The organism is Streptomyces sp. NEAU-174 (assembly GCF_052665095.1).
In genome coordinates, this window is the sequence record NZ_JBQTCE010000005.1 from 368,981 (window position 1) to 383,482 (window position 14,502).

12 protein-coding genes are annotated in these 14,502 nt (G+C 72.3%); 5 read left to right on the forward strand and 7 right to left on the reverse strand.

The window, feature by feature from the left end:
• The first annotated feature begins 137 nt into the window (after positions 1-137).
• The 3 genes from panB to ACT2CW_RS17300 all read left to right on the forward strand — a co-directional run bounded on the left by panB (position 138) and on the right by ACT2CW_RS17300 (position 3,109).
• Positions 138-998 (forward strand): 3-methyl-2-oxobutanoate hydroxymethyltransferase, encoded by an 861-nt coding sequence (gene panB / locus ACT2CW_RS17290; protein WP_445517189.1) that lies wholly within the window; start codon positions 138-140, stop codon positions 996-998.
• 276 nt (positions 999-1,274) lie between these two features.
• Entirely contained in the window at positions 1,275-2,288 is a 1,014-nt protein-coding gene (locus ACT2CW_RS17295) for an ATP-binding cassette domain-containing protein (RefSeq protein ID WP_164432737.1), read from the forward strand.
• The gene (locus tag ACT2CW_RS17300) at positions 2,285-3,109 is read left to right on the forward strand and encodes an ABC transporter permease (RefSeq protein WP_198279072.1); all 825 of its coding nucleotides are present in this window, start codon (positions 2,285-2,287) and stop codon (positions 3,107-3,109) included. Before ACT2CW_RS17295 ends, ACT2CW_RS17300 begins: the two co-directional genes overlap by 4 nt.
• A gap of 180 nt (positions 3,110-3,289) precedes the next feature.
• On the opposite strand, the gene ACT2CW_RS17305 is transcribed toward ACT2CW_RS17300, so the two are convergent.
• A complete protein-coding gene (locus ACT2CW_RS17305; protein WP_445517190.1) occupies positions 3,290-6,703 on the reverse strand; it encodes an ATP-binding protein in 3,414 nt (1,137 codons plus the stop codon).
• A 298-nt stretch (positions 6,704-7,001) separates the two neighbouring features.
• On the opposite strand from ACT2CW_RS17305, the gene ACT2CW_RS17310 reads away from it, so the two are divergent.
• The gene (locus tag ACT2CW_RS17310) at positions 7,002-7,799 is read left to right on the forward strand and encodes a site-2 protease family protein (protein WP_138910983.1); all 798 of its coding nucleotides are present in this window, start codon (positions 7,002-7,004) and stop codon (positions 7,797-7,799) included.
• Positions 7,800-8,011: 212 nt separating this feature from the next.
• On the opposite strand, the gene ACT2CW_RS17315 is transcribed toward ACT2CW_RS17310, so the two are convergent.
• The 6 genes from ACT2CW_RS17315 to ACT2CW_RS17340 form a co-directional block, all read right to left on the reverse strand.
• A complete protein-coding gene (locus ACT2CW_RS17315) occupies positions 8,012-8,203 on the reverse strand; it encodes a hypothetical protein (RefSeq protein ID WP_164432743.1) in 192 nt (63 codons plus the stop codon).
• Positions 8,204-8,385: 182 nt separating this feature from the next.
• The gene (npdG, locus tag ACT2CW_RS17320) at positions 8,386-9,123 is read right to left on the reverse strand and encodes an NADPH-dependent F420 reductase (RefSeq protein WP_445517191.1); all 738 of its coding nucleotides are present in this window, start codon (positions 9,121-9,123) and stop codon (positions 8,386-8,388) included.
• Positions 9,124-9,170: 47 nt separating this feature from the next.
• Positions 9,171-10,190 carry a carbohydrate ABC transporter permease gene (locus tag ACT2CW_RS17325; RefSeq protein WP_445517192.1) on the reverse strand — a complete coding sequence of 340 codons (1,020 nt, stop codon included), beginning with the start codon at positions 10,188-10,190 and terminating at the stop codon, positions 9,171-9,173.
• Entirely contained in the window at positions 10,187-11,119 is a 933-nt protein-coding gene (locus ACT2CW_RS17330; RefSeq protein WP_445517193.1) for a carbohydrate ABC transporter permease, read from the reverse strand. Before ACT2CW_RS17330 ends, ACT2CW_RS17325 begins: the two co-directional genes overlap by 4 nt.
• 5 nt (positions 11,120-11,124) lie before the next feature.
• Positions 11,125-12,480: an ABC transporter substrate-binding protein gene (locus ACT2CW_RS17335; protein WP_445517194.1), complete on the reverse strand. Its 1,356-nt coding sequence runs from the start codon at positions 12,478-12,480 to the stop codon at positions 11,125-11,127.
• The gene (locus ACT2CW_RS17340; RefSeq protein WP_445517195.1) at positions 12,477-13,604 is read right to left on the reverse strand and encodes a sialidase family protein; all 1,128 of its coding nucleotides are present in this window, start codon (positions 13,602-13,604) and stop codon (positions 12,477-12,479) included. The genes ACT2CW_RS17335 and ACT2CW_RS17340 overlap by 4 nt, the downstream gene beginning before the upstream one ends.
• A gap of 260 nt (positions 13,605-13,864) precedes the next feature.
• Here ACT2CW_RS17340 and ACT2CW_RS17345 point away from each other — a divergent pair, with 260 nt between their 5' ends.
• A complete protein-coding gene (locus ACT2CW_RS17345) occupies positions 13,865-14,467 on the forward strand; it encodes a hypothetical protein (RefSeq protein WP_445517196.1) in 603 nt (200 codons plus the stop codon).
• Positions 14,468-14,502: the final 35 nt, after the last annotated feature.

Consider the following 14,502-nt stretch of genomic DNA (forward strand, 5'->3'; position numbering starts at 1 on the left):
TACGATACGAGACCGTCTCGTATTGGAAAATCTTTGCGATCCGGGCCCACTTTCGCCCCGGCAGGAGCCGTGCCAGCATGGGATTGGTCCGGGGACGCCGTCAGGGCGCCTCGAGATGATGAACAGGAGCCGTAGCGATGACGCACGTCAGTCCTGCGCGAAAGCAGTCCGAGAAGGCGCTCTACGGGGGCACGGGCTCCCGCCGCATCACCGTCCGTGACATCGCGGCCGCCAAGGAGCGCGCCGAGAAGTGGCCGATGCTCACCGCCTACGACGCGATGACCGCGTCCGTCCTCGACCAGGCGGGCATCCCGGTGCTGCTGGTCGGCGACTCGATGGGCAACTGCCATCTGGGCTACGAGTCCACCGTGCCCGTCACCATGGACGAGATGACGCTGCTGTCCGCCGCCGTGGTCCGCGGCACCCGGCGCGCCCTCGTCATCGGCGACCTGCCCTTCGGCTCGTACCAGGAGGGCCCGGTCCAGGCGCTGCGCAACGCCACCCGCCTGGTCAAGGAGGCGGGCGTGGGCGCGGTGAAGCTGGAGGGCGGGGAGCGCTCCGCCCACCAGATCGAGCTGCTGGTCCAGTCCGGCATCCCGGTCATGGCGCACATCGGCCTGACCCCGCAGTCCGTCAACGCCTACGGCGGCTACCCCGTCCAGGGGCGCGGCGAGGAGGCGGCCCAGCAGCTGCTGCGGGACGCCAAGGCGGTCCAGGACGCGGGCGCCTTCGCGGTCGTCCTGGAGCTGGTCCCGGCCGAGCTGGCCGCCGAGGTGACCCGGTCGCTGCACATCGCCACCGTCGGCATCGGCGCCGGTCCGGACTGCGACGCCCAGGTGCTGGTGTGGACGGACATGGCGGGCATGACCGACGGCCGGGTGCCGCGCTTCGTCAAGCAGTACGCCCAGCTCCGCCAGGGCCTGGGCGACGCGGCGCGGGCCTTCGCGGAGGACGTCGTCGGCGGGTCCTACCCGGCCGAGGAACACTCTTTCCACTAGGAGGTGTCCGACGCGCCTTGCCGCCTGCGACGGGCCGCTCCCCTCCCCGCCCCTTCCCACAACTGGGGCTCCGCCCCAGACCCCGGGGTCCAGGGGCGGAGCCCCTGCCACGCGGCGGAGCCGCATATCGATGCTTCGGGAAGGGGCGGGGAGGGGAAAATCCACCGGGCACCACGAGCCACCGCGGTACAACGACAGCCCGCCGATCTTCCCCCGTCGGCGGGCTGTCTGCCGCTTGTCGGTGGTCTGTCGGTGACGGCTGACATCGTGGGCGGCATGACGCGACGGGAACACAGGATCAGAGACGGCAACGCCGTCGAAGTTCGGGGGCTGGTCAAGCACTTCGGTGACACCAAGGCCGTCGACGGAGTGGATCTGGACGTGCCGGAGGGCACCGTCCTGGGAGTGCTGGGACCCAACGGCGCCGGTAAGACGACCGTCGTCCGGTGTCTGTCCACGCTGCTGGTGCCGGACGCCGGTACCGCGATGGTGGCCGGGTACGACGTGATGCGCCAGCCCCGGCAGCTGCGCCGCACCATCGGGCTGACCGGGCAGTACGCCTCGGTCGACGAGAAGCTCCCCGGCTGGGAGAACCTCTACATGATCGGGCGGCTGCTCGATCTCTCCCGCAAGGAGGCGCGCGCCCGGGCGGACGCCATGCTCGAGCGGTTCTCGCTCACCGAGGCGGGCAAGCGGCGGGTGCGCACCTACTCCGGCGGTATGCGCCGCCGGCTCGACCTGGCCGCGTCCATGATCGGCCGGCCGTCGGTGCTCTATCTGGACGAGCCCACGACCGGTCTGGACCCGCACTCGCGCAACGAGGTGTGGGACGAGGTCCGGCGGATGGTCGCCGACGGCGCCACCGTGCTGCTGACCACCCAGTACATGGAGGAGGCCGAGCAGCTCGCCGACAACCTGACGGTGATCGACCGGGGCAGGGTCATCGCCAACGGCCAGGTGCACGAGCTCAAGGCCAAGATCGGCGGCCGCACCCTCCAGATCCGCCCGTCCGACCCCGGTGAGCTGCACCGCATGGTCGGCGCCATCAGCCAGGCGGGGCTCGACGGCATCGGCGGTGCGATCGCCGATGTGGAGGAGGGCCAGGTCAATGTGCCCATCGCCAGCGATGAGCAACTGACCGCCCTGATCGGTCTGCTCGGTGAGCGCGGCTTCGCGATCTCCGGGATCCACACCCAACTGCCCAGCCTGGACGAGGTCTTCCTGGCCATCACCGGCCGGAAGGCGTCCGCACCGCAGGACGACAAGAAGCTGGAAGAGGTCGCCGCGTGAGTACGGCCACGATGACCGCGCCCGTACGGGGGAAGAGCGACGGCCGGATCGGCCCGCGCGCCAATCTGCGCCACATCGGCGCGCTGGTGCGGCGCAACGTCATGCAGATCAGGTACGAACCGTTCGCGATGTTCGACGCCCTGGCGATGCCGATCGTCTTCGCGCTGCTGTTCACCTATGTCTTCGGCGGCGCGATGACCGGCGGCAACCGCTCCGAGTACGTCAACTACTTCATCCCCGGTCTGATGGCGATGGGCGGGCTCAACATCGCGATGTCGATCGGTATCGGCGTCAATGACGACTTCAGCAAGGGCGTCATGGACCGCTTCCGCACGATGCCGATCGCCCGCTCCTCGGTGCTGATCGCCAAGCTGATCGTGGAGGCCGGCCGGATGCTGGTGTCCACCCTCATCCTGCTGATCATGGGCTTCATCATGGGCTTCGAGCTCGAGACCGGGCCCGTGGAACTGGTGGCCGCGGTGGCCCTGTCCGTGGTCTTCGGATCGTCACTGACCTGGATCTTCATGCTGCTGGGGATGTCGCTGAGCACCCCGCAGGCGGTCAGCGGTATGGGCTTCCTGGTGATGATGCCGTTGCAGTTCGGCTCGTCCATCTTCGCCCCGACCGCCACCATGCCGGGGTGGCTGCGGTCCTTCACCGAGTACAACCCGCTGTCCCGGCTCGCGGACGCCGCACGGGCGCTGACCAGCGGCCATGGCGCGGTGGCCGAACCGGTGCTGGTGACCCTGGGCTGGGCGGTGGCCCTCACGGTGCTCATCGCGCCGCTCGCGGTGCGCAGGTTCCGCGACAAGACCACCTGACGGTCCGCGGCGGTCCTGACGGTCCGCGGATCCGGGCCACCGGCCGGGCACGTCCCACGGGGGGGACGCGCCCGGCCGGTTGCCATGTCACCGCCGGGCCCCGGGTGGTTCTTTCGCCGCCGGACCCCGGGGTTCGCCGCCGGGCCCGGGGGGCGCCCTCGGCCCCCGGGTGGGCCCCGCTCAGAGCAGTGCGGTGGCCTCCTCCAGCGTGAGGCCGGCGCCCTCGGCGTAGGCCCGCTCGTACCCGGCGTCCCCGAGCTCGGCCAGCACCGCGGCCTCGGTGCGCTCCCGGCCCGTCCGCTCGACGGCGGACTTCCGGTGGTGCTGCGGCTCGCGCAGCGCGTCGTACGCCCCCACCAGCCGCGCCGCGGTCCCGGCCCGCTCGGCGCCGCCGAGGCCGGTCAGCGCCTCGGCCCCGGTGAGCAGCTGGGTCACCGGGAGGTGCGGCGCGATGAGGTCCGTCATCCGGCCGGGCATCTTCGCCAGCGCTCCGCGCACCTTCTCCAGGGCGTCGCCCGGCCGCCCCTCCAGCAGGTCGAGCCAGGCCAGCATCCCCTCCACCATGCCCGCGAACAGTCGCAGCGCCCGGCCCTCGAACTCCCCGTGCAGTGTGGCCAGAAGGGTCCGTGCCTCGGCGAGTCGGCCCGTGGACCCGTAGCGCAGCGCCAGATGGATCCGGGCGTACGACAGCGCCTCGGCGCCCACGTGCTGCCGCTGCTCGACCACCTCGCGCAGGATCCGCTCGCCCTCCGCGGCCTCGTCCTCGTCGCCCAGCTCCACGAAGATCCCGGCCAGCCGGGAGCGGAGGAACAGCACCTGCTCATGGGCGCCGAGCTCCTGGGCGCAGCGGATCGCCGCGCGGTAGTCCGCGGCCGCGGCCGCGCCCTCGCCGCGCTGCTCCCGGGTCTCGGCGCGGCCGGCCAGCGCCTCCGCCGTGCCCCATACGTCACCGAGCCGGCGGAAGATCTCCAGGGCCTCGTCGGCGTCGCGGATCGCGCCCTCGTGATCGTCGCTCCGCTCGTTGTGGACCCTGGCGCGCAGCTGGAGGTTGAACGCCAGCTCCCACGCGTAGCCCAGCTCCCGGCAGGTGCGCACCGCCTCGTCGGCCATCCCTCGCAGCAGGGCGAAGTCACCCTTGAGGATCACCGCGAAGAACCACAGCACGCCCGGGAGGCCGCAGGTCTGGGGCAGCCCCGGCCGGTAGGCGGAGACGATGCCCTCCAGCTCGCGCTGGGTGTCGTCGCCCACCATGGCCTGGAGGTCGCCCTCGATGTTGGAGAGCGCGTACAGCCGCGCCCCGCGCCGCGCCTCTTCCAGCAGCTCCGGCTCCATCGGCGGCGGGGCGGCGATACAGCTGACGTACAGCGGCGGGGCGGGGGTCACCGGCGACTCGAAGGGGCTCGGCCCGAGCTCGGCGGCGGCGGTCGCCCAGTGGTGGGCCTCGACGCGGTGGCCGCGCAGATGCCAGAACCAGCCGAGCGAGAGCACCAGGCACAGCGCCTCCTGCTCGTCGCGGGCGGCCACGGCCCGGCGCAGCGCGGTGCGCAGATTCTCGTGCTCGGTCTCCAGCCGGAGGAGCCAGTGGCGCTGAGCCGGGCCGCGCAGCAGCGGATCGGCGGTACGGGCCAGCTCCCGGTAGGCGACCAGATGGCGGCGTTCGACCGCGGCCCGCTCACCGGACTCGTCCAGCCGCTCCGCCGCGTACTCGGCGACGGTCTCCAGCAGCCGGTAGCGCATCTCCCCGTCCGCTCCGGGTTCTGCTCCGGGCTCTGCTCCGGCCGCCGTTCCGGGCGCGGTGACGACGAGCGATTTATCGATAAGGGAACCGAGCAGGGCGGCCACATCGCGGGGGTCCACGGCTTCGGCATGCCCTTCGGCCTGCGCTTCGGTGCGCTCTTCGACGTGCTCGTGGCTGTCCCCGCACACCGCCTCCGCCTCGGCCAGCCCGCAGCCGCCCGCGAAGACGGACAGCCGGGCGAGCACGGTGCGCTCGGGGGCGTCGAGCAGTCCCCAGGACCAGTCGACCACCGCGCGCAGGGTCTGCTGGCGGGGCAGCGCCGTACGGCTGCCGCTGGTCAGCAGGCGGAAGCGGTCGTCCAGCCGGTCCGCGAGCTGACGCGGGGTGAGCAGCCGCAGCCGCGCGGCGGCCAGCTCGATCGCCAGCGGCAGCCCGTCGAGGCGGTGGCAGATCTCGGCGCACGCGGCCGGGTCGTCCTCGGTACGGAACCCGGGCCGGGCCGCCGCGCCCCGGTCCTGGAGCAGCCGCAGCGCGACGGGGTCGGGCAGCGGCTCCACCGGACGCACCAACTCGCCCGGGACGGCGAGGGGTTCGCGGCTGGTGGCCAGGATGGTGACCCCGGGGCACTGGGCGAGCAGGGACTCGGCGAGGTGGGCCGCGGCCGCCACGAGGTGTTCGCAGTTGTCGAGCACGATCAGCATCCGGCGCGGGGCGCAGTGCTCGATGAGCCGGGCGCGCGGATCGTGCAGGGTCGGGTCGGCGGCGGCGCGCAGCCCCTCGGCCGCCGTGCCGAGGATGACCGTCTCGCGCGCCCCGAGCGCGCTGAGGACCGTCTCCGGAACGGTCTCGGGGTCGTCCACGGGCGCGAGCTCGGCCAGCCACACCCCGTCCGGCCAACCGGGCGCGACCGCCTCGGCGGCCTCCTGGGACAGCCGTGTCTTCCCGGCCCCGCCGGGCCCGAGGAGCGTGACCAGCCGGTGCTCGGCCAGATCGCCACGCAGCGCCGCCAGATCGGCCTCGCGCCCGACGAAGCTGGTCAGCCGGGCCCGCAGGTTGCCGCCACCGCCGCGGGCGGCGGTGGCGGCCGGTACGGGCTCCGGCGAACCGGGGCCCGGCGGCCCGGGCGCCCCCTCACCGGTCGCCGCCAGCAGCTCGGCGTGGAGCGCCCGCAGCTCCGGCCCCGGATCGGCGCCCAGCCGGTCGGCGATCTCCGTACGGATCGCCTCGTACGCGGCCAGCGCCTCCGCCACCCGCCCCACGTCCCGCAGGGCGCGGATGCGCAGCGCGTGCAGCGGCTCGTCCAGCGGGTGGGCGTCGCAGAGTCCGCTGAGCGCGGGGAGGGCGTGGTCGGCGCGGCCGAGGGCGAGGTCGGCGGCGAACCGGGCGCGCCGCGCGGCCAGCCGTCGCGCCTCGGCGCGGGCGGCGGGCGCGGTGGCGTCGGGCAGATCGCTGAGCGCGGGCCCGCGCCACAGCGCGAGGGCGGCGTCGAGCAGATCGACGGCCTTGGCCGGATCGCCGTCGGCGAGGGCGCGGGCGCCCTCCTCCGCGAGCCGTTCGAAGCGGTGCAGATCGACGTCGTCGGGGTCGGCGCTCAGCCGGTAGCCGCCGGGAACGGACTCCACGGCGTCCTTGCCGAGCGCCCGCCGCAACCGCCCGACCAGCGCCTGAAGGGCGCCGTGCTCATCGGCGGGCGGATCGGTGTCCCAGATCTCCCCGATGAGCGCCCCGGTGGTCCGCGCCCGCCCGGGCGCCAGCGCGAGCGCCGCCAGCAGCGCACGCAGCCGCGCGCCGCCGACGTCCACGGGGGTGCCGTCGTCATGGCGGGCCTGGGTGGTGCCGAGGATGCCGTAGCGCACGGGCCCATTCTGATGGATGGCCCGCCGGGCGGGGCGTCGGCCTCGGACGCGTGGGAACGTGACGAGTCGCGGGAACGCGAACTCGGACGCGCGGGAACGGTGACGGGTCGGTCGCGGGGACGGTGAAGCGTCGCGGGGACGGTGACGCGTCACGGGAACGGTGAGGCGTCGCGGGCGGGCGTGGGCGCGGGCGTGGCGCTGCTCACATCCGGCCCTCCCGGCCCGGAACTCCGCGCACACTGTCCGTCGTTTCCCCCTCAGCCTCAGCGCTCACCAGCCCTTATGGAGACCCCACCCGATGACCACCGCCATCAGCCGCCGTGACCGGCGTATCAGCCCCGTCTTCCTCGGTCTGTTCGCGATCATGGTGGTCTCCGCGTGGGCCGTGTGGACGGAGTACTCCGCGAGCCCCGGCTTCGCCGTGTTCCTGTTCGTCGTCTCGGGCTGGATCGTCTCCCTCTGTCTGCATGAGTACGCCCATGCGCGCACCGCGCTGCACGGCGGGGATCTGACGATCGGCGCGAAGGGCTATCTGACCCTCAACCCGCTGAAGTACACCCATGTGGCGCTGAGCATCGTGCTGCCCGTGATCTTCGTGATCATGGGCGGGATCGGGCTGCCGGGCGGGGCGGTGTTCATCGAGCGGCACCGGATCCGGGGGCGCTGGAAGCACAGCCTGATCTCGGCCGCGGGGCCGCTGACGAATGTGCTGTTCGCGGCCGCGCTGACCGCGCCGTTCTGGCTCGGCGCCACGGACCGGGTGCCGGAGCTCTTCCGCTTCGCGCTCGCCTTCCTGGCGCTGCTCCAGGTCACGGCGGCGATCCTGAACTTCCTGCCGGTGCCGGGGCTGGACGGGTACGGGGTGATCGAGCCGTGGCTGTCCTACCGCATCCGGCGCCAGGTCGAGCCGTACGCGCCGTTCGGGCTGCTCGCGGTCTTCGGGATCCTGTGGATACCGGAGGTCAATCAGGCGTTCTTCGATGCGATCGATGCGGTGATGCGGGCGCTGGGGGTATCGGAGTGGGACACGTACTGGGGGCAGGAGTTCTTCCGCTTCTGGCAGGGCGAGCCCGATATGGCCGGATTCCGCGCCTAGGGGGCGCCTGCGGCGGGCTTGTTCCCCTCCCCGCCCCTTCCCGTAACCAGGGGCTCCGCCCCTAGATCCCGGACGCCCTTCGGGCGTGTCCTCAATCGCCGGACGGGCTGAAATCAGCCTCTCCGGCGATTGAGGAGCGGGGTCTGGGGCGGAGCCCCAGTTGCGGGAAGGGGCGGGGAGGGGAACAGCTCGCCGCAGGCGCCCCCGTGGCCTCAGCCCGCCGCGCCCGTGCTGCTCTCGCGGTCGGCGCGGGCCTTGCGGAGGTAGTACCAGGCCATGTTGGACGAGATACCGGCGATCAGGATCCAGACGACGCCGAGCCAGCTCCCCCGCGCGAAGGACACGACGGCCGCGGCGATCGCGAGCACGCAGACGGCCAGGGTGTAGAGGGCGAGGCGGGGCATGGGGTCGGCTCCTGTCGGGGGGTGTGTCACTCCCCGCCATTGTCCCCCATGCGCCGCCGCACGGGCCGGGCGCCCCGGGTGTGGGCACCCCGGGGTGTGGGCACCCCGGGCGACCCCGGCCACCCCGGGCGAACCCGGGGCGGCCCCGCCCCCCGGATCCGGACAAGCCCGCCGGGCCGCCCTCAGACGTCCGTGACGCGCAGGCCCGCGTGGGCCTTGTAGCGGCGGTTGACCGAGATCAGGTTGGCTACCAGGGATTCCACCTGGTGGGCGTTGCGCAGCCGGCCCGCGAAGACCCCGCGCATACCCGGGATACGCGCCGCGAGCGCCTGGACCAGGTCGGTGTCGGCGCGCGACTCGCCCAGGACCATCACATCGGTGTCGATCTGCTCGACCTCGGGGTCCTGGAGCAGCACGGCCGAGAGATGGTGGAAGGCCGCGGTGACCCGGGAGTCCGGCAGCAGCGCGGCGGCCTGCTCGGCGGCGCTGCCCTCCTCCGGCCGCAGCGCGTACGCGCCCTTCTTGTCGAAGCCCAGCGGGTTGACGCAGTCGATGACCAGCTTGCCGTCGAGCTCCTCGCGCAACCCCTCCAGCGTCTTGGCGTGGCCGTCCCACGGGACCGCGACGATGACGATGTCGCTGCGGCGCGAGCACTCCGCATTGTCCGCGCCCTCGATGCCGAGTTCCGCGCCGCCCAGCTCCCGCGCCGCGGTCTGCGCGCGCTCGGCGGCGCGCGAGCCGATGATCACCTTCTGGCCGGCCCTGGCCAGCCGGTAGGCGAGGCCACGGCCCTGGTCGCCGGTGCCACCGAGGACACCGACGGTCAGGCCGGACACATCGGGGAGGTCCCAGGGGTCCTTGGCGGGGGCCTTCTTCGCGGGGGCGTCGGACGCGGAGTTCGGGGCATCAGGAGTAGTCATGACAGTGATCCTGTCACGCACCGCGGCCACCTTCATGGTGACGTCTCTTACGCTTTGACACTCCCCTCCGTCAGCCCCGTGCGCCAGTACCGCTGGAGTACGCCCATCAGCACCATCAGCGGCAGCACGGACAGGAACGCCCCGCCGACCGTGTACTGGTACAGCTCCGGCTGCCGGTCCGCGTACCCCTGCCAGGACGTCAGACCGAGCTGGATCGGATAGAGGTCGGAGTCGGAGAGCATGACCAGCGGCAGAAAGAAGTTGTTCCAGATGTGCACGAACTGGAACAGGAAGACGGTCACCAGCGCCGGGGTCATCAGCCGCAGCCCCAGCGTGGAGAAGATCCGGGCCTCCCCCGCGCCGTCGATCCGCGCCGCCTCCAGGAGGGAGTCCGGTACGGCGGCGGCCGCGTAGATCCGGCACAGATAGACCCCGAACGGGCTGACCACGCTGGGGATCAGCACGGCCCAGTAGGTGTTGGCCAGGCCGATCTCGCTGAAGAGCAGATACAGCGGGAGGGCGAGCGCCGTGCCCGGGATCAGCACTCCGGCCAGGATGACGTTGAAGATGCCCTCCCGGCCGGGGAAGCGGTACTTGGCCAGGGCGTAACCGGCCGCGGCCGACAGCAGGGTGGCGGCGAGCGCGCCGACGCCCGCGTACATCAGGCTGTTGGCGAACCAGCGGGCGTAGATGCCGTCGTCGTAGGTGAGCACCCGGTGCAGATAGTCCAACGGGTGCGGGTCGTGGAACCAGAAGCCGAAGGTGCCGAAGAGGTCGCTGCTGGACTTGGTGGAGGAGACCACGAGCCAGTAGACGGGGGTCAGGAAGTAGAGGGCGGCGACGGTGAGCAGCGAGGCGGTGATGATCCGGTGCCGCAAGGGGGGTTCAAGACCCTCCCGTCCCTTCGCCGCGCGGCGGCGGCCCGCACCGGGCCGGTCGCCGGGCGGGGCGGCCTCGGGCCCCCCGCGCGCGGCCCCGTCCGTGCGCCCGCCGGGCCCGCCCGGCCCGCCCGGCCCGCCGGGCTCGCCGGCGACCACGCCGCCGGTCAGGTCGTTCGCCTCGGTCATCCGCTCTCGCCGTCCTTCCCCCGCTGTCCCACGAGCCTCAGGAAGCCGAAGGACAGCACGCAGGCGACGAGGGCGAGCAGCACCGCCTCGGCCGCCGCGATGTGCTGGTTGTTGCTGGTGAACGCCTCGTTGTAGGCGGCCAGATTGGGGGTGTAGCCGGAGTCGATGGAGTTGCTCAGCGGTTTGAGCACCTTCGGCTCGGCGAAGAGCTGGAGGGTGCCGATGAGGCTGAAGACGGTGGTGAGCACCAGCGCGGGCCGGATCAGCGGGAGCTTGATGTGCCGGGCCACCTGCCAGGCACTGGCCCCGTCGATCCGCGCCGCCTCGTACAGCTCGCCGGGGACGGCCTTGAGCTGGGCGATCAGCACCAGCATGTTGTAGCCGGTGAACTGCCAGGTGACGATGTTGGCGATGGACCACAGGACCGCCCCGCGGCCCAGGAAGTCCACGTCCCAGCCCGCCGAGTGGGCCATCTCCACCAGCGGGCTGATCCCGGGCACGTAGAGGAAGCCCCACAGGATCGAGGCGATCACACCGGGCACCCCGTACGGCAGGAAGAAGGCGGTCCGGAAGAAGCCCACCCAGCGCGCGGACGCCGCGTCCAGCAACAGCGCCAGCCCGGTGGCGAGGGCGATCATCACCGGGATCTGGACGGCGCCGAAGAGCAGCACCCGCCCGAATCCGGCCGTGAACCGGTCGTCCTCCAGCGCGTGGGCGTAGTTGGACAGCCCCGCCCACACCTGCTTGGTCTCCCCGCCGAGGCCGAGCGGCCCGGTGCGCTCGACCTTCAGCAGGCTCTCGTAGAGGGCGTAGCCGATCGGGGCGATGAAGCACAGCAGGAAGAGCGCGAGGAAGGGCAGCAGGAACCCGGACGCCGCCCGGGCGCTGCGTGCTTCGGTCCTGGTGAGGCGGCGGGGGGCTCCTCTCATCCGCCTCACCCGGCCTTCACCTGGAGGCCCTTTTCCTTCAGATCGGTGATCGTCTGGCTCTGCACCTTCTTCAGCACGGAGCGGAAGTCGGACCCGTCCCCGATGGCCGCCGTGAAGGCGTCGCCGAGCCGCTGGTAGAGGGTGTCGGTGGCGGGGCCCCACTTCCAGCTGGTGTCCACGCCCTTGCTCGCCTCGTCGAAGACCTTGCTGTACTCCTGGCCGCCGAAGAAGTCCTTGTGCACATCGAGCTGGGAGGTGGTGTAGCCCTGCTTGGCGCCCGGGGTGCCATAGCCGTTCTCGATCAGGAGCTTGATCGACTCGGGGTCGGTGTTGAGCCAGATCGCGAAGGCCAGCGCGTCCTTGGGGTACTTGCTCTTGGCGAAGACCGCGGTGGTGGAGCCGCCCCAGTTGGCGTAGGCGGCGTCGCCCTTCTTCCACTGCGGCATGGGCACCACGCGCCATTTGCCCGCGGTCTTGGGGGCGTTGCCGACCAGCAGGGCGTCGCCCCAGCTGGCGCCGAGCCAGGAGGCCATGTCGCCGGTCTGGACATCCTTGTACCAGGCGTTCTGCCGGTCCGGGATGGTCTTGATGAGCTTCCGGCGCACCAGCCCGTACCAGTAGTCGGCGACCTTACGGGTGGGCTCGTCGTCGATGGAGACGGTCCAGGTGTCGCCCTCGGTGCCGAACCAGCGCGCCCCGGCCTGCCAGGCGAGCCCCGCGAAGCGGTTGCCGTTGGTGGCCGAGAAGGTCTCGATCCAGGCGCCCTTCTTACGGATCGCGGTGGCCGCCGCCTCGTACTCGTCCCAGGTGGCGGGCGGCTCTATGCCCCACTTCTCGAAGAGGTCCTGACGGATGAACAGGCCCATCGGACCGGACGCCTGCGGTACGGCGTAGACGGCCTTGCCGACGACGGACTGCTGCCACTGCCAGCCGATGAACTTGTCCTTGTGGTCGGCGACCCCGTACTTGGTCAGGTCGAGCAGCCCGTTGTCGATGAGGAAGCTGGGCACGACCGGGTACTCGATCTGGCCGAGGTCCGGCGGATTGCCCGCCTTGATGGCGGCGTGCATCTTGGCGTACTGGGCGCCGTCGACGGCCGAGACCTTCTCGACCTTGACCCGCACCTCCGGGTTCTTGCTGTTCCACAGGGCGACGGGCTTGTCGATGCCCGGCACCCAGGACCAGAAGGTCAGGGTGATCTTCTCGCCCTTCTTGCGGCCCTTGGGCTCATCACCCCCGTCGTCGTCCGAGCCGCAGCCCGCGAGGGCGAACCCGGCGGCCGCGGCGGCAGCGCCGCCGAGGACCGCGCGGCGCGGCGTGCCGTGCGTCCAGGTGTTCCGGTTTCGTGCGGTGTCGCTCATACCAGCTCCTCCATTGGAATGCGCCGGAATGTGATGGTCGAGTAGGCGCTGAAGTCGCCGGTCTCGTAGAGCAGTCCGACCGTGGCGTCGTCGAGCCGGACCAGATCGGAGTAGGCGGCGGGCAGGCCGTTCACGGTGTGGCTCGGCCGCCAGGTGACCCCGCCGTCAAAGCTGGTGCGGACGGTCATCAGCGCCCGGTACGCGGGGTCGGCGGGGCCGGAGAAGAGCAGCGCGTCCGGCTCCCCGAGGTGCAGCACGCTGCACTCCACCACCGGGGCGACCAGTCCGGCCTGCGGCCGGAAGGGGAGGTCCAGGGTGGCGCCGCCGTCGCCGGAGTGGGCGTCGGCGCGGGTGCCGGGCGCGGTGGCGTCGGTGCGGGTGTTGAAGTAGACCCGGCCGTCGGGGAGTTGGGCGGCGGTGGTCTCGTTGACGTTGACGTAGCCGTCGGGGTTGTCGTCCACGTACCCGATCCGCCAGGTGGCGCCGTCGTCGTCGCTGAGCAGGTCGTGGCCGCCGTTGTACCGCCCCTCGGTGCCGTTGTCGCCGGGGACGCTCGGGGGCAGGGAGTGGTTGCCGGGGATGACGATCCGGCCCGCGTGGGGGCCGTACCGCAGCTGGAGGGCGTGGCCCGGGGTGGTGGCGTACCAGCGCCATTCGGGCCGCTTGGTGCTCGCGGTGATCTCGCGGGCCTCGCTCCAGCTCACGCCGTCGTCATCGCTGTACGTCAGCCACACCCGCCGCCCGTCGGCCGCGCTCACCTCGCCGCGCCGGATCCGGTCCTCGGTGGCGGAGGCGGCGCTGCGGACGTGCACCAGCAGGACGCGGCCGTCGTACGGGCCGCCGTCGAGGACGACGGGGGCGGGGTTGCCCGCCGTTCCGTCGCCGTTGCGGGCGACGACCTGTAAGGGGCCCCAGGTCCGTCCGCCGTCGGCCGACCGCTTGAGCACGAGGTCGATATGGCCGTCGTCGGCGGAGGAGTTCACCCTGCCTTCGGCGAAGGCGAGGACGGTGCCGTCGTGGGTCAGCACGACGGCCGGGATCCGGTAGCTCGCATAGCCCTCGGTCCCCGCCCGGAACGGAACGGACACCTCGTACGAGCGCGCCGCCCCCGTGTCGACTGCCATCAGACCTCCCGATGCCCCGTCGCAATCGAGTGCCGAGTCAGATAAATGGGACGTAGGACGTCCCTTGTGTGCGGCGACCTTAGGGTTTGCCTTACAGAGCGTCAAGAGACGGCGCATGAACAGTTGGAGACGGGGGTGGGGGCGTGTGGGCGCCGGGCGCGGCACGGGTCTATGGCATGCCTGCCGCATATGCCCCGAACGGGTGAGCCGGGCCCGAATCGCGCCCGCCGAGGCGCGGGTCGGGGCAGGATCCGGATGCCATGGACGCCGTAAGGGTCGCGCTGCTGCGCGAAGTCCTCGCCGGAACGGAATGGCTCCAGGCCACCCGCCGCTTCGCGGGCTCGCTACGAGCCTCGGTCGGGCCGCGCGCGGGCGGACTGCTGCTGGTCGGCAGCGAGGCTTACGAACCGTGGCACCTGGCCGCGCACCTCGACGACGAGGCGGCCTGGTCCGGGCTGCCCGAGCTGTCCCCCACCCTCGTCCGCCACCGGGTGCCGGAGGGCGGCGCCGTCCCCGCGCACCTGGCGGTCGGGCTCGGGCGGCTGGAGCGGGCGGGCCGCGGGGAGACCCTGCTGGTGGTCGCGCCGGGCGACCCCGGGTCCGGGCTGCTGGAGCGGGTGAACGACGCCCGCCGGGGCGGGGCCACCGTGCTCGCCCTCGACGGCGGCGACGCGGAGCTGCACGCCCTGGCCCATGACGCGCTCTCCGCCCCCGAGGGCGGCGAACTCGACCTCGACACCCTCCAGCACCTGGTCAGCGCGGCCGCCGGCGAAAACAGCCTGCCGCGCCCCGGCCGCCGCCGCTTCCAGGACCGGCTGGCCCGCCTGGCCGAACACTTGGCGGCGCCGCCGACGCATTGGTGAGGGGGCTTGGGGGCACCGGCTGGTGAGCGGGCCCT

Bases quoted from the DNA above. Each gene is read 5' to 3' on its own strand.
- panB (WP_445517189.1), top strand. From the start codon at position 138: ATGACGCACGTCAGTCCTGCGCGAAAGCAGTCCGAGAAGGCGCTCTAC.
- ACT2CW_RS17295 (WP_164432737.1), top strand. From the start codon at position 1,275: ATGACGCGACGGGAACACAGGATCAGAGACGGCAACGCCGTCGAAGTT.
- ACT2CW_RS17310 (WP_138910983.1), top strand. From the start codon at position 7,002: ATGACCACCGCCATCAGCCGCCGTGACCGGCGTATCAGCCCCGTCTTC.
- ACT2CW_RS17315 (WP_164432743.1), bottom strand. From the start codon at position 8,203: ATGCCCCGCCTCGCCCTCTACACCCTGGCCGTCTGCGTGCTCGCGATC.
- npdG (WP_445517191.1), bottom strand. From the start codon at position 9,123: ATGACTACTCCTGATGCCCCGAACTCCGCGTCCGACGCCCCCGCGAAG.
- ACT2CW_RS17325 (WP_445517192.1), bottom strand. From the start codon at position 10,190: ATGACCGAGGCGAACGACCTGACCGGCGGCGTGGTCGCCGGCGAGCCC.
- ACT2CW_RS17330 (WP_445517193.1), bottom strand. From the start codon at position 11,119: ATGAGAGGAGCCCCCCGCCGCCTCACCAGGACCGAAGCACGCAGCGCC.
- ACT2CW_RS17335 (WP_445517194.1), bottom strand. From the start codon at position 12,480: ATGAGCGACACCGCACGAAACCGGAACACCTGGACGCACGGCACGCCG.
- ACT2CW_RS17340 (WP_445517195.1), bottom strand. From the start codon at position 13,604: ATGGCAGTCGACACGGGGGCGGCGCGCTCGTACGAGGTGTCCGTTCCG.
- ACT2CW_RS17345 (WP_445517196.1), top strand. From the start codon at position 13,865: ATGGACGCCGTAAGGGTCGCGCTGCTGCGCGAAGTCCTCGCCGGAACG.